The following is a 21698-nucleotide window of genomic DNA, read 5'->3' as shown; positions in this document are numbered from 1 at the left end:
TCTGCGTTGTCACATCATTAAAAGTGTACACGGATGTACAACTGTTTAACATAACCGCTAGACCAGATTGAAAAACTTGGGTAGACTAGCGGGGTTATGCAAAAGCGAAAGTCTTTGAGCAGTTCCTTTAGTTTTAGTTAATCACCGTTCCGTAGGAGTTTTCATGAAACATTTGTATAGAAGTATTTCAAAAAAAGCCGTATGTATCTATCTTATTATCGGTACGCTTTTCTGCTTGAGCGCACAGAGCGCAAAGCCTCATACACAGTCTAACCGGAAAGTATCCGAAAAAACCGCAGCCGTCGGCAGTACGGCGGAAGCTCCTGAAGAAATTCCTCCGCGAGTTATATTCGGACAGCAGCTCAACACATTATTAAATGAACAAAAAGCGGATGAAGCAATTGCGCTCTTTGACACACTGCCCGAAGAAGACAGAGGTTCCCTTTCCATACAGAATTTAAAAGTAGCGGTACTCGTTTCAACCGGTCGGATAAAGGATGCGGAGGAGACGGCAAAAGCTCTGGAAAAACGATATCCCAATGACCTCAATGTACTGTATACAATGACAATGGTTGCGCAGGCAAAAAACGACAAAAAAATGCGGAAAACTTATTTAAAAAAGATATTAAAACTCGATCCCGATAACGTACAGGCATTACAGGAAGAAGGCGTCGATTTTTACAATCAAGGCAGCTACAAAGAAGCAGGAGAAACATTCAGCAAAATTTTAAAAAAGCATCCGGATAACATTCAAGCATTGATTTGGTGCGGTAAGGTATATTATTTGGATAATAAGATGCCGGAGGCAGAGCAATGCTACCGTACAGCCTTGAAATATCAACCGAAGAATAGCCTTGCAATTGCCGAATTAGCGCGGATAAAATCAGAAACAAACCGCATGGCGGAAGCAATTGAGGATATACAAAAAGCGATTGAGTTGGAGCCTGATGCTGCTCCCCACTGGACAGACCTCGGTTCTTATAATCTGCAAATAGGAAGGAGAGAAGAAGCGCTTGCCGCATTTAACCGCGCCATCGAGCTTGTTCCCGATTCATATTTTATCCATATTTACCTTGCAGGCTTAAACGATGACCTCGGCAATAAAGAGGATGCGATAAAACATTATAAAAAAGTAACTGAACTCTACCCGCAATATTATTTTGCGTATGAAGGTCTCGGTATTTTACTGTTTGAAAAAAAAGATTGGGAGGATTCCCGCCGCGCCTTTGTAAACGCCCTGCGTTATGCTCCCACAAATGTCTATTATGCACTATCCGCAACGGTATGCAGCTATAAAATGGGTAAGAAAAAAGAAGCGAAAGATTTTATGTCAAAATATCTTAAAACGATAGACCGCACAAAACACGAAACCGATTACTATCTATGCCGCCTCTTTATCGACTTTGCCGGTGATAGTGATGTCAATAACCGCATCACAAAAGAAAAAGATGAAACGGAACGCTTACGCAAGTTTTTTTATCTGGCTGAATTCTATCGGCTGGCAGGTAAAGGACATCTTGCCGAAAAAGTTCTGCTCGAAATCAAAACAACCCAGACTCCGAACTTTTTTGAATACCGGCTTGCGGTAAGCGAGCTTACTGCGAATACGGATACTACGGCAAAAAAATAGGACAAACTCATGAATCAAACGTTGAAACGTATTACCTTAAATGATAAAGAAATCATCTTACTTGGAACGGCTCATATTTCCAAAGAAAGTATTGATGATGTTGAACGGTGCATTAATGATGAACAACCCGACTGCGTGTGCGTAGAATTGGATGAACAACGGTACAAAGCGCTTACCGACGAAAAGCGCTGGCAAGAGCTCGATATTATCGAGGTGCTTAAAAGCGGAAAAGGCTTTTTGCTGCTTGCTAATTTAGTGCTTGCCGCTTTTCAGAAACGGATCGGCGCCGATGTCGGGGTTAAGCCGGGGGATGAAATGAAGGCCGCCATTACCGCCGCGAAAGAACTTTCGATTAAAACCGAACTTGTAGACAGGCCGATTCACATCACGCTCAAACGGGCATGGGCAAAGAACAATCTGTGGGGAAAATCGAAGCTTTTGGCAACGCTGCTCAGCAGCGCCTTTTCTACCGAAAAACTCAGCGCGGACGAGATTGAAGCGCTGAAAGACAAAAGCGAGATGGACAGCATGATGGCGGAAATGGCGGAATACTTGCCGCAGGTAAAAGAAGCCCTCATCGACGAGCGCGACCGTTATTTGGCAACAAAGATATGGAATGCGGCGGGAAAGAAAACCGTTGCGGTTTTAGGAGCGGGACACCTTGAAGGTACCGCCGCCTACATCGAAAAACTCCAAAACGGGACAGCGCCGAACGATGTATCCGATATTGCGGACGTACCGCCGAAGAGTGGTTTTGCAAAAATTTCGGGCTGGATATTACCGGCGCTGATTGTGCTGCTTATTGCAGCGGGTTTCATGAAAGGCGGTGTTGCAGCGTCAAGCGCGTTGCTGATGCGCTGGCTACTCTGGAACGGAAGCCTTGCCGCATTCGGCACACTGCTTGCGCTTGGTCATCCGTTGAGCATCATAACCGGCTTTTTGGGCGCCCCGCTTGCAACCCTTAATCCGTTTATCGGCGTCGGCTTATTCACCGGCATTGTTCAAGCATGGGTTCGCAAGCCTCAAGTTGCCGATATGGAAAATCTGACTACCGACGTAACGAGCATCAAGGGCTGGTACAAAAATAAAATTGCGCACATTCTGTTGATCTTCTTTTTATCCAGCCTCGGCGGAGCAATCGGAAACTTTATCGCAGTGCCTGCACTGGTAAGCGGCTTATTATAAGGAAGTGTCCGGCGCGATTGCCGTGGAGGAAATGATGCAAACACAGATCGAGACCATTCAATGTAAGCTCTTATCGATGCAAGATACGGCATATCGGGATTTTAATGCAAAGCTCATCCCTACCGTAGACCCGAAACTTATGATTGGGATCCGAACGCCTCTTTTACGAAAATTTGCGAAAGACCTGTTTAAAACAGAACCGAAGCAGTCTGCTGCTTTTATGCAAACTCTTCCGCACCGGTATTTTGAAGAAAATAACCTGCACGCATTCCTCATCGAAAATATCAAAGACTTTGATACCGCCATAACCGAAACGGAACGGTTTTTACCGTTTATCGACAACTGGGCAACCTGCGATACCTTTGCACCGCCGCTCTTTAAAAAATATCCCGATGAGGTATATCAAAAAATTTTGCTCTGGATACGGTCGCCCCGCACCTATACCGTTCGTTATGCAATTGGCTTATTGCTGTCCAATTATCTAGATGAACGCTTCAAACCGGAAATGCTTGAACTCGTTGCCTCTGTCAAATCGGATGAGTATTACATCAATATGATGATTGCGTGGTATTTCAGTTTTGCGCTGATTAAACAGTACGACGCCGCGCTCCCTTATATCAAAAAGCAAACACTTGCACCCTTTACCCACAATAAAACCATTCAAAAAGCAATAGAGAGCCGCCGGATTTCTCCTGAAATAAAGGACTACCTGCGAACGCTGAAAGTGTAAAAGAGCCTGCTATACACGCCCGTCGATAAGTGAACAATAACAATATATCGCAAATGTTGCTAGGGTAGGTACGCCACATTGATATTCCGTAACGCATCGAAGAGTTTGCGCTTTAATTCGTAGTTGCCGCCCGTTAGCTTATCCAATCGGGAACGGGCGGTTTTTCTGCCTGAATTATCCTGATAGCTGCATGTACAGGTGGAAGAAATATACCCCTGCATTTCTGCATGCCGGATAATCATCGGAATGTCGGCAAGGCAGAGCGGGCGGATAAAGGTCAATGGGAATTTATCGAACTTCAGTACCGGAGGCATCGCTGCAAGCTCTCCCTTTGTCAGTGCATTCATCAGCGCCGTTTCAAGGATGTCGTCCAAGTGGTGCCCGAGTGCAATTTTATTAAAGCCGTGCTCCTGCGCATATTTGCTCAGTTCCAACCGGCGCTGGCTGGAGCACCACCAGCAGTTCATCTTTTTGCCGGTTTTAAGCCGCTCTAGTACCGAAATGGTTTTAACGGTTAAATCAATGCCCCAGCTTTTAAAGCGCGCCGCCAATTCAGGTGCAAACTCGGAGCCGATATCCGTAGCAATATGGAGCGCGGCGGCTTCAAAAATCGGATGGCGGCGCTGCAGCCGCGCTGCAAAATATTCCGTAAGGGCGGTCGAATCCTTTCCACCGGAAGCGGCAATCAAAATCCTGTCTCCAGCTTCTATCATGTTATATTCGGAAACAGCCTTATCGATGGTTCTAAACAGTTTCGGGTTTGCCATAGTGAAGAGCCGTATGTGCAAGCAGCCTATTACCGCTGCCGGTATAAAGTGCGGCTTGAAATCATTGATGTCCGTTTGCACCGGCATCTATATAACTGTAGAGCGTGTACTTGGAAATGCCGAAGTGAGTTGAAATCTTATCGCCGGATTTTGTAATTAAAAAAGCGCCGGAGTTATTTAAAAACTTAATAGCCGCGATTTTGTCTTCTTTATTCATTAACGCAACAGGCTTACCCACAATACGGACGGACTGTTCGATAAGTTCGTCCAACAAATCGTTGACATTTTGCGGAATATTTTCAGGTTCATTTTTAGTGCTGACGGGTGAAATAAGCTGCTGTAACACATTTTCTGCCATCTGCATCGGCGTAATATCAAGATTGATCGAGAGCACCGCCTCGATTGCATTATCTTCGCCTCTGATAAACATACTACTTGATTTAAGAATACGCCCGTCCTTTGTTTTGGTCAGATAGCTCAGTTTATCTTCCAACGTTTTATGATCGCTATGCAGCGCCTCAAGCACTACATGAGACGGGCCGTCGCCTAGCTTTCGCATGGTAACATTGCCGTTTTCTATGATAACGATGGAGCTGTTAGTATAGTCAGCCGTCAGATCATGTACAAGAACTTCGCAATTATTACCGAAGTGAATCGCAATACCATGTGCAATTTGTTGTAGCAGCGTAAGGGTGTGTTTGGACATCATACCGTGTAATTCCTTTTATCTTTCATTGTTTTTTAACTGAATATCGTTTTGCAACTTATGTATTGCCTGATTGAGCTGCTGCACCGCGGTGTTTTGTGGATCGGCTTGAATCGCTTTTTGCAGGTATCCAACGACAGTTTCCGTATCGGCACTTCCTGCCATCAAATAGGAATAAGCGGTTAAATACCATGCAAGTTGCAATTCGGCGGGAGAAAGATCGCCTGTTTCTGCAGCGGCTTTGTACTCATCACCTGCTTTAAGATAATTCCCCTGCTGCGCAAAGCTCTTTGCCCGTATGTCGGCGCTCATCAATACGTACTTTCCTTTGAGTCCCGATTTATTATGAGGATCCAGTGCGGGGACTTGCATGCGTAAAGAATCATAGCGATGCGCCTCCGCATTGCCGACCGTATTTAAAAACTCATCGATCGCCCGGGCTTTTTCCGCTCCTTTTGCCGTATTGATACGCTTTCGCGCTTCAACGACGCTTGTCCGCTGTGCAGTCAGCGCTTTGATTTTTTCTATCAGCTGAGCTTCTGTTTTTATATCAGCTTCTATAACGGCAGCGGCATACATATCTCGTTCGGCTGTTTGTAGTACGACAAAAGGAACTTCAGGCACTGCATATTCCGAAAACAATAGATAATTCTTTTGCGCCGTCTTTCGTTCACTTTCAGTAGGATTGTGTAACAAGTCGATAAAACGGGCGGCATAGTCCTTCGCTAATTCCGTTTTGCATGATTCGGTAAGGATATTTTTTGAAAACTCTTCCGCTTCTTGTGACCAATCGGAACCGGTAAAGATAAGCAGAATATCCCGACCATCCTTGCCGTAATTTTGAACTTTTCCCCCATCGCGTTTTGCCGAAGAAGTAGAAACACAGCTGCTCACCATAAAGGCAAAGCAGATACATAGTAATCCATATCGATATAATTTATACATAAAGTGATTATAGCATTAAACTAACAAATCGCAAAGAGATCTTTTTGTGTATGTCAGTGGGTAGGGATAGTTTATTCCATAACGGTGATTTCGACACGCCGGTTTAGTGCGCGTTCCGCTTCGGTTCTGTTCGACGCAATCGGCTTTGTGCCTCCTGCGCCGCTATAGATGAATACACCGGCCGGGATGCCGCGTTTGGTCAGCTCATCGACAACTGTTTTTGCACGCCGGAGAGAGAGTCCGTGTTGGGTGCTCTTATCGCCGACATCAGCGGTATGGCCTTCAACAAAAAGGTTTTTAAAGGTCAGCGTTTTTAATATGGCGGCTATCTCATTGAGTTTTTTATCTTCTCCGTGTAATAATTCCGCTTTATCCGCCACAAAGTTTACATTCTTCAAATTCAGCAGTATGCCGCGCGGCGTTTCCTGCACATTAAAAATACCGTCTCCCTTATCTTTTATACGCTCCTTGTTTGAGCTCTCCGGTTTTGCCGGTACGTGCGGTGTTGTCTCGCTTAGCGTTTTCTCAGATTGCCGGACAGGAGGTTTCGCAGGTTTCTTACTGTCGCCAAGTAATGCCGGTGCCGGTATGGAGCCGCCGTTATAAACGGTATGCTGTCCGTAGTTATAAAAATGCAGCAAAAAGCCGCGCTGCCGGATTGTTTCGTCACCCTTGTAAAAAAATGTTTCATCGATTTTTTCTCGAATAAAGAGCGGGCGGCTCCGCTCATCCAGATAAATATCCGCCGTCCTGCTTCCTTCCGAACGGAGCATATCAGCATCGCCTAACTGATCTTCACCGTGATACCGCACGGCAAACACCGCCTTTACATAATGAGTATCCTTTCCATTATATTTCTTTTTGCCGATGTATTGATATTCAGCCAATACCGGAATCCGCGTAGCATTTTTTCCTTGCTGTGGACACACTACGATCACACTTTCTGCTGTCCATTTTTTTCCGATATCTTGCAGGTCAAGCTGTTGTGCGGGGCTTGCCGAAAAGTTCCGCAGCAGCGGATAACCCGAGTCTTGTGTAAAGTCCAGTCTGGAATGGTGTAGTCCTGACCGGTTCGCGTTTCCGACTGCCGGATGAGCCGACTGTGTAAAAGCAATCGGTCTAATTTCATCAAGTTTTTTTGCCATACCAACCATATTCTTGCGGGTTTCTTCCAGCACAAAGGCCTCCCCCTCATATCGATAGGCCGGCTCATCGTTATAAACGGCAGCTTTTTCATCAAGGTAGATATACGCTTCCCGATAGGTAAGCCCCGCATACGCGCCGTTTTTGTAAACCGAATAGTCGGCGCGCTCCGAAATGCTGATTCTCCCGTTCGTAAATGCAATAACCGGAATCAATACACAGGCAATAGATAGTATCGGTCGTTTCACTCATTTCTCCTCTAACAAAGCGTTCACTGCACCGGCTCTTATCGGCTGTCTTTATTATCATCGTCAAATAGGGAAGGTTTTTAATGTATTTGCTCGATACAAATATCTGTATTTTTCTCATAAAGAATAAAAATCAACTTGATACACAGATTGCTGCTCAAAGTTTAGCAACGGATTAAGAGTCGAAGACTGGACAAAAGAATAATAAAAACCTACCCCAATTCAAATCTGACATTGCAAAGTCCTATACGGGCAATGTAATAGACCTACTCTGAAACTTTCGTTTTCGAATAGATCGACAAATTCTTGCATCACACAAATAGCACCTTAAAATGCAACAGTTGAACAAAGTGTGAGCTTTGGAAACTACTGCATTGATGCGCTGAACGCGTATATGTTAATAAGCGACATCGTCAATTCACACCATCCGTGGCGTAAATTGACTTGCGAGTTTCACAAAAATATAATTTTTATGAAACGTCGTTGCTGTTTTATTCGCCCGTCATCCTGAAGCGGTTTTGTGCAAACTCGGCATTCACTACTGCCTCAGGATGGCGGTGGTTCCATGCAGAAACGAGATTTGCTTATCGCAAATCTCGCAGGCAAAAATGTACAAGGATGTACATTTTTGACGAACGCACTATTTCAGTGGCTGAAAATAAACCTACGATGCAGGAACAATTCACATCCTTATACTGATGTAACAAGTAGAAGCTCTATAAAAGAAAACGATTCCTTAAGGTTTGAAGCAACTTTGCCTGACGGTAAAATTGTAGAAAATTGGTAATCAATGGTGTTAAACAGGAATATGAAACTGGTGTAAAGATGTATTACGATGTAAAAGCAGCTGATCTTGGAAGCGATAAGATTGAAATCAGCGTTGTTTTTAAAGACATTTAGAGAAATACTATTAGCAAAAATAACACGGTAAAACCGGCTGGCAATCAATCAAATATGCAAAATCCCAAGAAGGGAACAGCTGGTGCAAATCACAGCACGCCCAAAGCCAAGAAAATCGCGGCGAACAACTTAATTCAAATAAAAAAGGGAAGTAATGTATAATAAAAAAAGAATCTAACACCCGCTTGTCGTCCGGCGCACAGCGGCGTCCAACACGCGAATTAAGCTGACGGCGGAACTCAAAAGCCTTACGGCCTTCTCGCTTCTTGCAGCTTATCCGCCGCCCGTTAGATGGATGGCGCAGAGCGCCACTTGCTGTTAGTAAAGTAAATCTTCCGACATTTTTTACCAAGAAAAATATAAAATCGTTGGCGGATTTTATGAAAGGAGTACTATTGGCGATGTATTATTGATAAATGGGGCAATTTCTATGGCCATCAATTCCATGCCGTTTGCAAATCGAGGAGAGCAAGCTGCGATTGTTTTTGGAATTTTGGGCGTGGAAATATCGACAAAAATCCAGCAAAGTCAAGCTTGTCTGGATTTTTTATAGAAAAACGTGACTTTTTATGTTATACTATTGGTAAGTTGCAGAAAGGATGTCGTTATGTCTTATGAAACAATGGTTGAACAAATAAAAACAGTTCCTCAAGAATGTCTTGTTGATATTGAAAACTATATTCAGTTTGTTTTGTATCGATATAATCAGAATGTAAAAACTGAAAAAACTCCAAATCTCTCAAAATATTTTGGTTCTGTAAATTTAAAAAAAGATGGTCTTTCAATTCAAAAGGAAATGAGAAATGAATGGAACTGACTTTGTAGCTGATACAAATGCGTTAATTTATCTTCTAGACGGTAATTCTTGCATGAGTCCATTTTTACAGAGTAAACTTGCATTTTCAGTTATATCTGAAATGGAACTCTTGTCTTTATCTGGAATAACAGCTACAGAAGAAAGTAATATAAAATCACTCCTGCTTGATTGTAAAGAAATTTCTCTTACAGGCGAAGTAAAAGAAAAAACAATCGAAATTCGCAAAAAATATAAAACAAAACTTCCCGATGCGATTGTTGCAGCTTCCGCAATTGTAAATAATCTACCACTTATTACCGCTGATAAAAGATTTAATCAGATAGAAGAATTACAATTGGAATTAATTATTCCAGTTATGTAAATAAAACCTAACACTCTTCTTCAACCTGACATTGGGGATGTCTCAACAGTTGGTTGCTTTTTCGCTATCTATGCGAATTTAAGTCTTTATACGGTAATAACTTTTAAATCTACCATGGATGGCAGTGGTTTTAACAATAACAAGTTTTCGATGAGAAAACTTGAAGATAAAAACGGTACAAGGACGTACCGTTTTTATCCTAACATCGCATCTAAATCTAAGGAAACTATCCAAAAACTGTTACACAATACGCTTTAGCGGATATGATAAATCATTTTCTTACAGAAAAAACCGATAGGCTTTCAGTTTTTGGACAGCCCCATTTTTCCAACAAGCGGGCAAACGTCCGATACATTTGCTCTGTCTGGCTCTGTTGATTTTACTGCTAAAATCGGTACAATCGGCATAGCTACAACTTTGAGGTTCCTATGATTCTGTTTGTTTCCTTTCTTATCATTTTGGCCATGCTGTCAACCAAAATCAGTGATAAATTCGGACTGCCGCTCCTTATCGGTTTTATTCTTATCGGTGTCCTTGCCGGAAGTGATGTCTTAAATTTGTTCTATTTTGACAATGCGCTTTTAACCAAAAAAATTGCAGATATCCTGTTGATTTTTATTATTTTTGACGGTGGTTTTTGTATTACAAAGGAGACGTTTCACAAAGTTGCAGGACCATCGATGACGCTTGCGATTCTCGGCGTTGCACTGACTTCGGCGACACTCGGCTTTCTAATTCACTTTGTCCTTGAATTCGATTTAGCGTATTCGATGCTAATTTCTTCCATTATCTCTTCTACCGATGCGGCCGGTGTTTTTATGATTACCAAGTCGAACCCGATTAAGGATAACCTTGCCGCAACGCTCAATGTTGAATCCGCAGCGAACGATCCGATGGCGATCTTGCTTACCCTTACCTTTGTGCATATCGCGACAGGGGCTTTTCAATCTCCAGCTCTGGCTGTTGCACAGCTTATTTGGCAGTTTGTCGGCGGCATTATTATCGGTTATTTTGCTTTTCAAATTTCAGTCTGGTTGTTTAACCGGCTGCAGTCGGATAATAGAGGGAATTATAACGTTTTGATGCTCGGATGCGTACTGCTTGGATACGGTGCAGCGGAGCTTTGCCAAGCAAACGGGATTATCGCGGTGTTCTTTATGGGCTATTGGATCGGCAACACAGCCTTCCCTGCAAAGCGCAGTGTCGGAAATTTTCTCGAAAGTGTTTCCACTATTTTTAATATCACGCTCTTTATTATGCTGGGACTTTTATCGTTTCCGCATCAGTTTGTCCATATCTGGAAAGAAGCGCTCATCATTGTCGGTATTATGATGTTTATCGCCCGTCCGCTTGCCGTGTTGGTTTCTACGTTCCCGTTTCAATATACCCGGAAGGAAAAATTCTTTTTAATGTGGGGCGGCATTAAAGGCGCGGTTCCGATTGTTCTTGCAACCTATCCGCTTTCAAACGGGCTAGATGAAAACGGCTTTATCTTTAATACAATCTTTTTTGCCGTTTTCCTTTCCTGTATTATTCAGGGAACGACGCTTGCGCCCCTTGCTCGATTGCTTAAATTTACCAATCCTAAAAAACCGGAATCGCTGTATTCGGTTGAGTTGTATTCACTTAAAGCAAGCGACATCGATATCTTCGATATTTATATTGAAGATCATTCCGGCAGTATCGGTCAAAAAATCAGTAACCTCCATTTAGATAAAGATACGCTTATCAGTTCAATTGTGCGGGATGGTAAAATCATCTTTCCTAAAGGCGATACCGTCATTCAAAAAAGCGATATTCTCTATGTACTCGCTCATTCGGCAAAAATAAAGGAAATTACGGAAAAGCTTAACGAACCGAGCGAGTGAGATATAGGGCGTGAATATTGCTCAATACCGATAAAACAGATATAGTAAATCCATTAATTCCGGACTAATACAAGAGGAGTCACAATGAGCGAAAATAAATTGAAAATTCTTGGATGGATAGGAACGGCATTGTCGGTTACCATGTACATATCTTATATCCCTCAGATTATGGATAACTTACACGGAAATAAAACCGTTTTTCTTCAACCTTTGGCAGCAGCTGTCAACTGTACGATATGGGTTTTATACGCATTGCTGAAAGATAAAAGAGATTATCCGCTCGCAGCAGCAAATGCACCGGGCGTTATTTTCGGTTTGATAGCAGCAATTACCGCTCTTTAGGCGCCCGCGAGTTTCTAATAAGTCTATAGATATACAGAACTTATTAGAAACCCGCAAATTATACTTTTCCTACTTCTTCAATTCATGAATATTGATGGATTTAATGTTCGGGGTTCTACCGTCTGAAGAGGTCGGAATCTTAATAGTTCCAGCCCTAATCTCATCAAAAATCTTATCCCGTCCGGCAACATTCGGATCAAAGCCGATGAGCTTCCAGTTGTAGCTAACCTTGGGAGTAATAACTCCCTTATCAACATCCTTTACATACGCGCCGATTAAATCACGTATGCGTCCGGCGTCCTGCATCACTTCATACGAATCGTAATACACGTCTTTAGGCGTTGCAAGCTTCAAACTTTGCAGCGTACCAAAGCGGTAGTTGTTGACAGCAACCTTATACACCTTTTTAGGATCAAGGGCTTCCCCTTTTATCTTCGCGTTTGCGATTCTATTCCCAGCCTCTTTTGAAATATCGATGTCGTAGTCGATACCTTCAAACATATCGTAGTTGTAACCGCGAACATTGGGGTTGAACGAAATCGTTACGTCGCCTTCCTTTGCAGTGTTATAATATGATGCCGACCACTCCATGTATTTTAAGAGGTTCTCGCCGGTCATATTAACGCCCATCAGCGTATTGGAATATTTATAGATAAAGGCGACATCTTTTTTCTTAAAATCTCCTTTCTTTAAATTCATGTCAAAGCGGAAGGCGGCCGCAGCAGCAACATCAGCCTTCGTGTAATACAGCTGCACATCATTGATTAAGTCGATAAGGGCGGTATCTTCCAGCTGAATGGTAGGCATGGTGGTAACCTTGTCTTTTCCGGTAATGTAGTCTACGCGCGGGATAAAATCAGCGGTAACCTTTCCGACGATGAGGTTTGCATCCGCAACAGATTTGTCATGCACAAATTCAAACTCTTTTTCCATCGCTTTATCGGCAGCGATTTTGGCAGTTTCGCGGTTTTCCGCTTTTACGGAAACAACCTTCCATGCGCCGTTATCCTTTTTAACCTGTACTTCGCCAACGGCCAAAGCCCAACCGTAGCAGCCCGGCTCAATGATCCATGTTTTATCACCGTTCTGGCCGTCTATAAGGGTGGCATACCGAGCGTGTTCATGCCCGCCGAAGATTAAATCGAACTCAGGGATTTGCTTCGCCATTTCGATAACGCCGCTGTTGGTGCCGTATTCACCGTTACGTCCAAGGTGGAAGGCGCCGATTAAGACATCGTATTGCCCTTTTAAGGAGTCGACGGTTTCGCGCGCAACGGCAATCGGGTCTTCAAACTCCAGTCCCTTAAAGTGAGAGGGGGCGGCAGCTTCCCACATCGGGATATGGGGCGGCACCATACCGATAACGGCCACGCGGACTCCTTCAATATCAAACAGCTGATAGGGCAGTACAAAATTGCTGCCATCCTTGGTGTTTTTGATATTGGCGCTTAATACCGAACCGTTAAAGTGGCGGATATTACGGGCAAGGAATTCTTTTTCAAAATTGAATTCGTGGTTACCCAATACCCAAATATCGTAGTTCATGTAATTGAGCGCTTGAATCATCGGGTGGGTGTCAAGGTCGTTAAACAGGTCGGCGCTGTTATCTTGCACCGTGTCGCCAACGTCGATTAAAACGGTGTTGGGATTCTGTGTGCGAAGTTCCTGTGCAAGCACGTAAGTTTTTACAAAACCTGCTGCCGGTGTTTCTTCGCACACTGCGTAATCGTACGCATAGAGCCGTCCGTGTACGTCGCCTGTTACGCCGAAGGTAAGGGTAACGGCATCCGCGCCCGGTTGTCCCTTTTGGATAATCTTGTGGGTAAGTTTTACCTCATCAGATTGCTTTCCGCGTGCCTTTGCGGTACGTGCAGCGGTCTGTTCCGTGCTTCGTGATGCAGAATTTGTTTCGACGCAGGCTGTCAGCGAAAAAACAAAAACCAGTGCGGCTATAAAGCCGAGCATTCTTTTCTTGATCATGTGCATACTCCTTCACATTTTTTAAGCAAGTCCACCACAACTACATTGGGCTGCAGGAACTTCCTTCTTATCTATAGAACGGATATTCTCCGCCTATTTTCTCATTTCATTTGCAGCCGGTATCCGCAGTATAAAAAGCGCAACCAACGCCGTACACGGAACCGCGGCGATAATGCCGATGCTGCCGGAAATGCCGTGCATAATTTCTATGACGATGCGCGGTATATTGATAAACTGCGTAAAGCTCATGCCGTAGCCCCAAATCATCATCACCAGCGGCAGCGACGAGCCGGCAAAGGCTAAAATGAGCGTGTTACTCATCGTGCCGGTAATATCTTTACCCACCGTCAGCCCAGACTGAAACAGCTCTTTTTTAGTGAGGCGCGGATTGGCGGCTAAAATTTCCTGCATGGAAGACGCAATCGACATGCTGACATCCATCACGGCGCCGAGCGAGGCAATCAAAATTGAGGTGAACAATAGCCCATCCAGCTTGAGATTGTAGTCGGGCGCTAAGTTGAGTAGCTGCTCGCCGCCTTCCATATTAACGCCGGAAAGCTGCGCCGCGAAGGACACGATTACCGAGATAATGCCCGCAATGGTAATGCCGGCGACGGTGCCTGCGATGGCCGTATAGGTTTTGCGCGTAAAGCCGCCTATCAAAATAAAGCTGACGATGGTCATAACGGAAACAAGCCCGATAGAAACCGGCACGGGCGGGAACCCTGCAAACAGGGCGGGGATCAGTACGGTAACGATGAGCACACAGGTAAAAATGAGTCCAAGTGCGGATTTTAAGCCCTGTCCCCTACCGAGGAGAATCAGTGCAGCAAAGAACAACCCCACCAGCACAAAAACATAGATGTCGCGTTTGAGGTTATAGAGCCACACGGCCGTTTTCCCGCCGCTCTCCCGCAGCGTGAACACCGCCTTTAAGCCCCTATAGGCAAAATTGCTGTGCAAGCTGCTCAGCGTGTTATACACTTCAAATACTTGGTTTTTATATTTCCCTTCGAGAATTTTAACGCGAAGTTTTTGCGTACCGCGATATCTGCCTTGCACGACAGGATCGGGAGAAAGGTCTTCTTCCAAAATCTCCATCACAATCCCCTCAGCAAACTCTTGGATAAACGGAGATTCCGGCTTGAGTTTATTTGAAATTTTCGGCATACCAAAACAGAGAAGCGCTGTAATCACCAGCACTGTCCCTGCAAATACTTTTTCTTGCATACTCTATGGTAGAATTATATCGCGAGATTCCCCCACCCGTCAACATTTTTTCTCTATGTCAATAGTTTTCTCCCTATAGTTTTCTCCCTATTTTCAAAAGATATAAAATATGATATACATACCGCTCAACTCAAAATTATTTAAAGCAGGATACAGAGCATGGTAAAAAAACGTTTTTCAATCAGCAATAAGTTGATTATCATTTTCGGGCTTTTAATTGCAGCTGCCTCGCTGACGGAAGGTGCACTGGCAATCGGCTTTGCACGGAAAGCCGTAATTGAAAAATTGGAAGTGCAGCTTGTCGATAAAGCTTTGGATGAAGCGGAAATTATCGACGCAAAAATCAGTGCTTTTTTTCAATTTTTAGAAGGGTTATCTCATATCCCAATACTGTATGATTCAACCGCTTCCTATCAAGAAAAAATAGAACAACTGCAGAAAAATACAATGAGCAACGATATAATAGAAGAACTCAACATCAGCGATACCGCAGGTATTTGTTATGCAAAAAGCGGCACGGTAAATGTAAGCGACAGGGCATGGTTTAAAGCTTCAATGAAAGGGGAACATTTTGTTTCCGACTTACTGATTTCAAAAACAACTCAAAAGCTGATCAGTACGTTTTCGATTCCGCTTTATGATGAGGAGCAACGCATCACGGGTGTTTTATCAGCCGATATTTCCGGTCTATGGTTCAGAGATAATATCAAAGATATTACCATCGGCAAAAGCGGCAATTGCTACATCATAGGGCCGACGGGAGCAACGATTGCCGATCAGGATATTGATGCAGTAACAAGTATGCTCAATCCCAGTCAGGAAGGACAGAGCAATATGGAATTAGATTCTTGCGGAAGATTTGAACGGAATGCTATCGCTTCTTCGCAACCCGGCATCGGCTATTATGAGTACGAAGGGGTTCCTAAAATTGCAGCTTATACGAAACTGAAATCAGCCGCATGGACTACTATTGTATGTGCGCCCGTACATGAATTTATGGAAACCGTCAATACACTCCGGCTCAGTCTGATTTTAATCGGATTTGGTATTTTTGCAGGATCTGTTATCATTGTCTATTTAGTAGCCCGAGGAATGATAAAACCGGTTAAACGAACGGTTTCGGCTTTAAAAAACATCGCACAGGGAGAAGGTGATTTAACCATAAACCTTCCTGTAACGGGGAATGATGAGGTAACAGACTTATCCGAATATTTTAATGAGACGATTGCAAAAATAAGAAACGCGATCAAATCGATAGGCGTAAATTGCAATGAAATGGAAGAAATCGGAAACGAGCTCTCTACCAATATGACCGAAACGGCGAGCGCGGTGCATCAAATCAGTACGAATATCGACAGCGTAAAACAACAGGCAATGACTCAAGCAGCAAGCGTTACTGAAACCGCTGCAACCGTTGAAGAAATTGTTCGCACTATCAAACAATTGAATATAGGTATTGAAATGCAGGCAGCGAGTGTTGCTCAGTCTTCGTCCTCTATCGAAGAAATGGTCGCAAATATTGCCTCCATCACACAGACGCTTGCTAAAACCGACAACGCTATTAAAGACCTTACAACAGCGACAGGCGACGGCAAAGCAACACTTGTAACATCAAATACCGTAACTCAGAAGATTGCGGAAGAATCAGGTTCACTGATAGAAGCTTCGAGCGTTATTCAGCACATTGCATCGCAAACCAACTTACTCGCAATGAATGCTGCTATCGAAGCAGCGCATGCAGGAGAGGCTGGAAAAGGCTTTGCTGTCGTCGCCGATGAAATTCGCAAGCTTGCTGAAGATTCCGCAACACAAGGAAAGACAATTACCGCAACCTTAAAAATGCTCTCAGCGGAAATAGAAACGCTTTCCGCTTCATCAAAGACGGTAGAAGATAAGTTCAATGCAATATTCAACCTTGCTCAGCAAGTTAAAGAAATGAGCGCCAGCCTAACGGAATCGATGAAGGAACAGGGGCACGGCAGCAAAGAAGTTTTAACCGCTATTAAAAACATCAACACGGTAACAGCGGAAGTACAAGCCGGCTCCGAAGAAATGCTGAAAGGCGGTGAAGGGGTCGCTCAGGAAATGCGAAAGCTTGATAATCTTACCCGCATCATAACTGACAGCATGAACGAAATGGCGGCGGGCGCGGTGCAGATTAACAATACCATGCAGGAAGTAAACGAGATTACGCAAAAAAACAAACAGAGTATCGATAATCTAGTAGAAGAAGTGAATAAGTTTAAAACTCATTAGGGGTTATCCTAAGAATCTAAGGAAACACTGATAATGCATTACGCTTCTGTCGTCTTGCTTTTATTATAATAACAAGACGGATGCTAGCCCTACACCACCTCTACCGCAGTTTTGCTGCGGAGATAGAAAATGTAGGCTTTAACCGATTTGGGCGACTGTTGTCCGCCGGTGTCTTGACCGAACCCTTCCATTTTATAAAAATTTTCTACGGCAGCTTTGTAGATTAAAAGCTGCCTCCGATGTTGTTCAGGATAGATTTTTTGGTCGGTTTTATAATCGATGATATATGCGGTATCCTCATATTCAAAGAGTAGATCGATTTGCCCGATGATGAGCTTTCCTTCGTAGAGGGTTAAAAAGCCGTATTCGGTTTTTCTGAATGAAGCCTCTGAAGCCTTTTGTCCGAGCGGCGATGACAAGAAAGCAGCGCAAAGTTTTTCCACTTCCCGGGCGTACTTTGCAGGCAATATACACGGACGATCTAAAAAACGAGCTTCCATTGCTTTGTGTACCAAGGTTCCGAACTCCGTAGAGGAAAGCTCATCTTCCGCCGACTCGGCGCCGGTATTACCGTCCGCTGTTTTCGCCGCGGAAGCGGCATTGGTTACGGATGAGGCATCGGCGGAGAATGCGGTGTCTTTTTCCGTATCTTCGGCATTGCGGACGGTTCCGATGTTTTCGGCGTCTTCGAGATGTTTCATAGTTTGCGAATGGGTCATAGTTTGTAACTCTTCTCTATTTTGCGATTCCTGATTTGAGATCGTTGGGAGCGGCGCTTCGCTTAAATGAAGCCACTGCCGGTCTTTTTCAAATTGAGTTGCAGGGATGACGCGCGGTTCCGCAAGCGGGAAGTTTTTTTCCGCAGCCTGCCGGTATAGCGCACGGGTTTTATCAAGATTGAAGCGCTGCCGGTTTTCCGCGGTGTACTGTACAGTCGAGGCGGGGAGCGGTAACACTTCCGTAAAATGCACACACCCCATATTGTCGGATAATGCCGGTAAGAGGAGCTGAAAAAAACTTCGGTTATTTTCTTCCTTCTGAGGCTGTACCAGTTGTTGGCGGATTTCGTCCAAACTGCGGGGCGTTTCCGGTAGTCCCTCAGTGTCGCAGCCGGTTTCCTGCACGCCGCTCATTACGAGGCGTACCTTAGCTCGCGTAACGGCAACGTAAAGGAGCCGCTTTGTTTCGGCAAGATGTTTGGCGTTCGCTTCCTGCCGCAGCTCCTCAAAAAAGATATTGGCGGACGGATCGCTCTTTGTCTCCGGCGGCAAATGGATGACCGGTCCCAAATCCTTGTGCAAAAAGACCATTCCTTCTTTTGTTTCAGACTTCCCCGCATTGCCGCAGTCGGGAATACAGACAATCGGGAATTCCAACCCCTTGCTCTTATGCACCGTCATAATCTTAACCGCGTCGCCGCCGTGTTCGAGCGGAATTTCCATATCTTCAACCCGCTCTTCCGCGTGAATATACGAAATCAGCGTGTCGATAAAAGCCGAAAGGCTCTGTCCCGCAGCATCCGCTTTTACCGCAAGCGCAAAAAGATAATCATATAGTTCCAGATAGCGGTGGTAGCGCGGCTCCGTAAGCAATATGTACCGGTACCCTTCGTCATACCACAGTGCGGTAATCAATTCGGCATTACTCTTTTTTTTGATAGAGCCTTGGAGCCGCTCAAAAAGGGCGCAGGCATTTAAGAAATACTGCCGGTCTTCTGCGTCCAGTTCTTCGGCAGCGGAGGGATCAAAAGGTTGGGGGGCATACTCAAGGCTGTGCAGCATCAATCGGGTAAAAGAGCGGTCGCTGAGGCGGACAAACGGCGAGCGGAGTACTTGGGCATACACGGCTCTGTCATGCGGGTACACCGCTAGGCGGAGCAAGGCGCAGATATCGTTGAGCGGCGCGTCGTGGAACAATCCTTTTTGCTGTACGGAAATGTACGGGATTTTAAATGCACGGAAAAACCGCTCGTAGACTGCTTGATGTGTCGAAGCGCGCAGCAGCACGGCAAAATCCGACCACGTACAGGGACGGGTAGACTGTGAGGCATCGTCGTATACAAGGTAGTGTTCGTCATGGAGCGCGGCTATTTTTTGCGCAAGCGTATACGCCTCGCATTCAATCGGTTTGAGGAAGGCGGTGTCGGTGTCGGTTCCTTTCGGAAAGCGTTTTTTGTCGATAAAGAAGATATCCGTCTGAGGCGCTAAATGGGGAACCGCCTCCCTGCTGAGGATGGGAATAAATTCCGCTTCAAACGCAGGCACGGTACCGATAAGGGGCAGATTGGTTTCCGAATAAAAGACCCGCATAAATACGCTGTTAAAAAAGTTGAGCAGTTCAGGTTCAGTGCGGTAATTCGTTTGCAGGTTAATCGAAGCGGAGCCGCCTCCTTGCCGTAAGTCTTGCGACAGCGTGCGGAATACCGAAACATCGGCGCCTCGAAACGCATAGATCGATTGTTTTTCGTCCCCGACAAAGAAAAGTTTATCCGGCACCAGTTCATCCGGCTTGGGTATCGATAGGTCTGTGCGTGCTTCCTTTTCCGCAAGCAGGAACAAAAGGTCGCGCTGCAAGCTGTTATTATCCTGAAACTCATCGATCATAATCCGATGGGTTTGCTTTTTATAAAAGAGCCGCAAGTCGGGATCGGTGGTGAGCGCGTCAACGGCAAGCTGCGCAATGTCGCCGAAATGCAGTATGCTCCTCCGCTTTTTTTCGGCAATGAACCGTTCCTGCAAAACACTACAAAGCGCGTATATCTTTTGCATCTGCTCTTTGTGTGCATAAAAATGATACAGACTTTGCAAGCGGCCGGAGCTTTCGCTCAGTTCACCGCAGAGCGCCTTGCACGCTTTTACGTCCTCATCCTTTTTTGAACCCATCGTTTTTTTAACGCTGCAAATCGCTTTCAGCCGTTCAAGAAAGACAGGGCTCTGCGGGTCTTGCAGCGTAAGTGGGAATTCGGGGAGTTGCGCGTATGCTTCTTTTACTGCACTGATGTAGTTATCGGTTCCTTCAAGATGAGCGGCAATATCTCCGAGAATGCGTTCGGCTTGTTTGCGATAGCCGGTAAATAATACTTCGGCAGCGGCCAGCTGATTCTGCAAGGCCTCAGAAAAATCAATCGGGCGGGAGACCGTAACATAATCGTTTAATATTTTGACAAAGAAGTCGTTGATAAAATCGGTAATCGGTTTATCGCCGAGCAGATATTGCAGGTTTGTGTCCGCGCGGTGTTCAAGGAAAAAATCAAGCGAAAGGTTATAGGCGAGCCGTTTCGATTCGGTAAGGTCGATAGTGAAATCCGGACTGATGCCGAAGCGCCGGCATGCGGTTACGGCAATCTTATGACAGAATGCATCGATAGTCATAATTTGCGCCTTAAAAAAAGAATCCAAGGCAGCGCCGGCGCGGTTTCGCTGTGTTGCATCATCGGTTCCCGCATACATCTTTTGTAGCTCCCGATAGATACGCCGGTGCATTTCCGCCGCCGCCTTGTCCGTAAAGGTGAGGGCAAGGATATGTTCAACCTGATAGTTTTTTTCGGTAATCAGGTACACATAGCGGCTTGCCAGAACCTTCGTCTTGCCCGCACCCGCGCCCGCCGCCACAACGGCATTTTCATCCGTTTTTACTGCCTGTTTTTGATGTTCGTTTAAATCTTTGCAAATGTCTATCATGGTTTCTGCCCGTGTGTTCTTTGCGTGAGGGATTGCAGCGATAGCTTTTTTGCCGTTGGTTTAAGCAGCAGCAGTTTATGAAGCGAAACGTAATAACACTGCCCGGAACTTTTCAGTAATGGCAAAAAGCTACAAGCGGAAAGCCCGACGGTTTTCGCGAATGCGTAAACCGGCACGCCACTATTCCTAATTAAGCATTCCATAATCCTCAATCACTCATTAAATAAATTGAATCTATATCTGTGAGAAGCTTATGGAGTCAGTGTAGGATATGCGGTATATTCTGTCAATTATATAGTAAGGTTATCACCGACTCATGGCGGTGCCGCAGATGCTGTTAAAAGTATTGATATACTGCTACCTTACCGGTTGCTATTCGTCGCGGCAGATTGCCAAGCAATGTCGAGAAAAAGTGCAGCGAATAAATATACGTTTGTGTGGAAAGGCTCGGTAGAAAAGTAGGAAAAGAAACTTGATGAGAAAGTAAAAGAGTTGATAAAAGAAATTAACACGATTGCCGAACAAGAAAATGAGATATATGGAGATAAAGATTTACAGGAGCTTGGAGAAGGAGCAACGGTTACGAGTGAAGAGATCAAAGTGGTTGCGCAAAAGATAAACGACAAGCTTGAAGTGTTGGCAGAAAACAGTGAAAAAAAAGCAAAAACGGTTAAAAAAAACCGGAGAAAGCGAAGAAAGCACTTGAGAAAGAGTTACTGACGCGAAAAGAAAAATACAGTTAGTTCTGTGAAGCAGGGACTATACAATTGGTAATAAAACAAAACTTTTGGGACAGCCCCTGTCGTTGAGCGATATACTCGGACGTACATCGCTCAACAGCGGCACGGATGCCGCTCGTGATAACCGGAAGCGATGTTTCGGCTTCTGCCGAAACTCGCGCCAAAACTAT

Annotated in this window: 17 protein-coding genes; 10 read left to right on the top strand and 7 right to left on the bottom strand. The window is 44.7% G+C overall.

Annotated elements, in window-relative coordinates:
• Positions 1–163: 163 nt before the first annotated feature.
• Genes ABK01_RS02025 through ABK01_RS02015 form a run of 3 tightly spaced genes read left to right on the top strand, consistent with a single transcriptional unit; the run spans position 164 to position 3545 of the window.
• Entirely contained in the window at positions 164–1630 is a 1467-nt protein-coding gene (locus ABK01_RS02025; protein ID WP_253676063.1) for a tetratricopeptide repeat protein, read from the top strand.
• A gap of 9 nt (positions 1631–1639) precedes the next feature.
• The gene (locus ABK01_RS02020) at positions 1640–2815 is read left to right on the top strand and encodes a TraB/GumN family protein (protein ID WP_253676062.1); all 1176 of its coding nucleotides are present in this window, start codon (positions 1640–1642) and stop codon (positions 2813–2815) included.
• A 34-nt stretch (positions 2816–2849) separates the two neighbouring features.
• Entirely contained in the window at positions 2850–3545 is a 696-nt protein-coding gene (locus ABK01_RS02015) for a DNA alkylation repair protein (RefSeq protein WP_253676578.1), read from the top strand.
• A gap of 59 nt (positions 3546–3604) precedes the next feature.
• Here the strand turns inward: ABK01_RS02015 and ABK01_RS02010 are convergent, their stop codons facing one another.
• From ABK01_RS02010 to ABK01_RS01995, 4 genes are all read right to left on the bottom strand, one after another.
• Positions 3605–4312, bottom strand: coding sequence for a tRNA 2-thiocytidine biosynthesis TtcA family protein (locus ABK01_RS02010; protein ID WP_253676061.1), 708 nt, complete (start codon positions 4310–4312; stop codon positions 3605–3607).
• 61 nt (positions 4313–4373) lie between these two features.
• Entirely contained in the window at positions 4374–5021 is a 648-nt protein-coding gene (locus ABK01_RS02005; RefSeq protein ID WP_212565857.1) for a helix-turn-helix transcriptional regulator, read from the bottom strand.
• Positions 5022–5036: 15 nt separating this feature from the next.
• Positions 5037–5963: a tetratricopeptide repeat protein gene (locus ABK01_RS02000; protein WP_253676059.1), complete on the bottom strand. Its 927-nt coding sequence runs from the start codon at positions 5961–5963 to the stop codon at positions 5037–5039.
• 71 nt (positions 5964–6034) lie between these two features.
• Positions 6035–7354 (bottom strand): OmpA family protein, encoded by a 1320-nt coding sequence (locus tag ABK01_RS01995; RefSeq protein ID WP_253676057.1) that lies wholly within the window; start codon positions 7352–7354, stop codon positions 6035–6037.
• 1507 nt (positions 7355–8861) lie between these two features.
• Between ABK01_RS01995 and ABK01_RS01990 the strand changes: the two genes are divergently transcribed.
• The 4 genes from ABK01_RS01990 to ABK01_RS01975 all read left to right on the top strand — a co-directional run bounded on the left by ABK01_RS01990 (position 8862) and on the right by ABK01_RS01975 (position 11642).
• Positions 8862–9071, top strand: a complete 210-nt coding sequence (locus ABK01_RS01990) for a hypothetical protein (protein ID WP_212565852.1) — start codon at positions 8862–8864, stop codon at positions 9069–9071.
• Entirely contained in the window at positions 9058–9432 is a 375-nt protein-coding gene (locus tag ABK01_RS01985; protein WP_212565851.1) for a type II toxin-antitoxin system VapC family toxin, read from the top strand. Before ABK01_RS01990 ends, ABK01_RS01985 begins: the two co-directional genes overlap by 14 nt.
• Before the next feature lie 428 nt (positions 9433–9860).
• Positions 9861–11300 carry a potassium/proton antiporter gene (locus ABK01_RS01980; protein ID WP_212565850.1) on the top strand — a complete coding sequence of 480 codons (1440 nt, stop codon included), beginning with the start codon at positions 9861–9863 and terminating at the stop codon, positions 11298–11300.
• Between the two features lie 84 nt (positions 11301–11384).
• Positions 11385–11642 carry a SemiSWEET family transporter gene (locus ABK01_RS01975; RefSeq protein ID WP_212565849.1) on the top strand — a complete coding sequence of 86 codons (258 nt, stop codon included), beginning with the start codon at positions 11385–11387 and terminating at the stop codon, positions 11640–11642.
• Between the two features lie 69 nt (positions 11643–11711).
• On the opposite strand, the gene ABK01_RS01970 is transcribed toward ABK01_RS01975, so the two are convergent.
• On the bottom strand, positions 11712–13622 hold the full coding sequence (locus tag ABK01_RS01970; protein WP_212565848.1) for a bifunctional metallophosphatase/5'-nucleotidase: 1911 nt from the start codon (positions 13620–13622) through the stop codon (positions 11712–11714).
• Positions 13623–13715: 93 nt separating this feature from the next.
• Positions 13716–14852, bottom strand: a complete 1137-nt coding sequence (locus ABK01_RS01965; protein WP_212565847.1) for a YibE/F family protein — start codon at positions 14850–14852, stop codon at positions 13716–13718.
• A 159-nt stretch (positions 14853–15011) separates the two neighbouring features.
• Here ABK01_RS01965 and ABK01_RS01960 point away from each other — a divergent pair, with 159 nt between their 5' ends.
• Positions 15012–17108, top strand: a complete 2097-nt coding sequence (locus ABK01_RS01960) for a methyl-accepting chemotaxis protein (protein WP_253676056.1) — start codon at positions 15012–15014, stop codon at positions 17106–17108.
• A gap of 89 nt (positions 17109–17197) precedes the next feature.
• Here the strand turns inward: ABK01_RS01960 and ABK01_RS01955 are convergent, their stop codons facing one another.
• Positions 17198–20788 carry a UvrD-helicase domain-containing protein gene (locus ABK01_RS01955; RefSeq protein WP_253676055.1) on the bottom strand — a complete coding sequence of 1197 codons (3591 nt, stop codon included), beginning with the start codon at positions 20786–20788 and terminating at the stop codon, positions 17198–17200.
• Positions 20789–21104: 316 nt separating this feature from the next.
• Between ABK01_RS01955 and ABK01_RS11775 the strand changes: the two genes are divergently transcribed.
• Both ABK01_RS11775 and ABK01_RS01950 read left to right on the top strand, forming a co-directional pair.
• Entirely contained in the window at positions 21105–21242 is a 138-nt protein-coding gene (locus ABK01_RS11775; protein ID WP_371922017.1) for a transposase, read from the top strand.
• A gap of 38 nt (positions 21243–21280) precedes the next feature.
• The gene (locus ABK01_RS01950; protein ID WP_253676054.1) at positions 21281–21508 is read left to right on the top strand and encodes a hypothetical protein; all 228 of its coding nucleotides are present in this window, start codon (positions 21281–21283) and stop codon (positions 21506–21508) included.
• The last annotated feature ends 190 nt before the right edge of the window (positions 21509–21698 follow it).

This window comes from Treponema sp. OMZ 305 (assembly GCF_024181325.1).
In the GTDB taxonomy this organism is placed as follows: Bacteria; Spirochaetota; Spirochaetia; order Treponematales; family Treponemataceae; genus Treponema.
The sequence above is the reverse complement of the archived record's forward strand: the minus strand, read 5'-3'. Positions and strand labels throughout refer to the sequence as shown.

What these genes read in the sequence shown, in the direction of transcription:
- ABK01_RS02025 (WP_253676063.1), top strand. Translation starts at nt 164, where the DNA reads ATGAAACATTTGTATAGAAGTATTTCAAAAAAAGCCGTATGTATCTAT.
- ABK01_RS02020 (WP_253676062.1), top strand. Translation starts at nt 1,640, where the DNA reads ATGAATCAAACGTTGAAACGTATTACCTTAAATGATAAAGAAATCATC.
- ABK01_RS02015 (WP_253676578.1), top strand. Translation starts at nt 2,850, where the DNA reads ATGCAAACACAGATCGAGACCATTCAATGTAAGCTCTTATCGATGCAA.
- ABK01_RS02010 (WP_253676061.1), bottom strand. Translation starts at nt 4,312, where the DNA reads ATGGCAAACCCGAAACTGTTTAGAACCATCGATAAGGCTGTTTCCGAA.
- ABK01_RS02005 (WP_212565857.1), bottom strand. Translation starts at nt 5,021, where the DNA reads ATGATGTCCAAACACACCCTTACGCTGCTACAACAAATTGCACATGGT.
- ABK01_RS02000 (WP_253676059.1), bottom strand. Translation starts at nt 5,963, where the DNA reads ATGTATAAATTATATCGATATGGATTACTATGTATCTGCTTTGCCTTT.
- ABK01_RS01990 (WP_212565852.1), top strand. Translation starts at nt 8,862, where the DNA reads ATGTCTTATGAAACAATGGTTGAACAAATAAAAACAGTTCCTCAAGAA.
- ABK01_RS01985 (WP_212565851.1), top strand. Translation starts at nt 9,058, where the DNA reads ATGAATGGAACTGACTTTGTAGCTGATACAAATGCGTTAATTTATCTT.
- ABK01_RS01980 (WP_212565850.1), top strand. Translation starts at nt 9,861, where the DNA reads ATGATTCTGTTTGTTTCCTTTCTTATCATTTTGGCCATGCTGTCAACC.
- ABK01_RS01975 (WP_212565849.1), top strand. Translation starts at nt 11,385, where the DNA reads ATGAGCGAAAATAAATTGAAAATTCTTGGATGGATAGGAACGGCATTG.
- ABK01_RS01970 (WP_212565848.1), bottom strand. Translation starts at nt 13,622, where the DNA reads ATGATCAAGAAAAGAATGCTCGGCTTTATAGCCGCACTGGTTTTTGTT.
- ABK01_RS01965 (WP_212565847.1), bottom strand. Translation starts at nt 14,852, where the DNA reads ATGCAAGAAAAAGTATTTGCAGGGACAGTGCTGGTGATTACAGCGCTT.
- ABK01_RS01960 (WP_253676056.1), top strand. Translation starts at nt 15,012, where the DNA reads ATGGTAAAAAAACGTTTTTCAATCAGCAATAAGTTGATTATCATTTTC.
- ABK01_RS01955 (WP_253676055.1), bottom strand. Translation starts at nt 20,788, where the DNA reads ATGATAGACATTTGCAAAGATTTAAACGAACATCAAAAACAGGCAGTA.
- ABK01_RS11775 (WP_371922017.1), top strand. Translation starts at nt 21,105, where the DNA reads ATGGCGGTGCCGCAGATGCTGTTAAAAGTATTGATATACTGCTACCTT.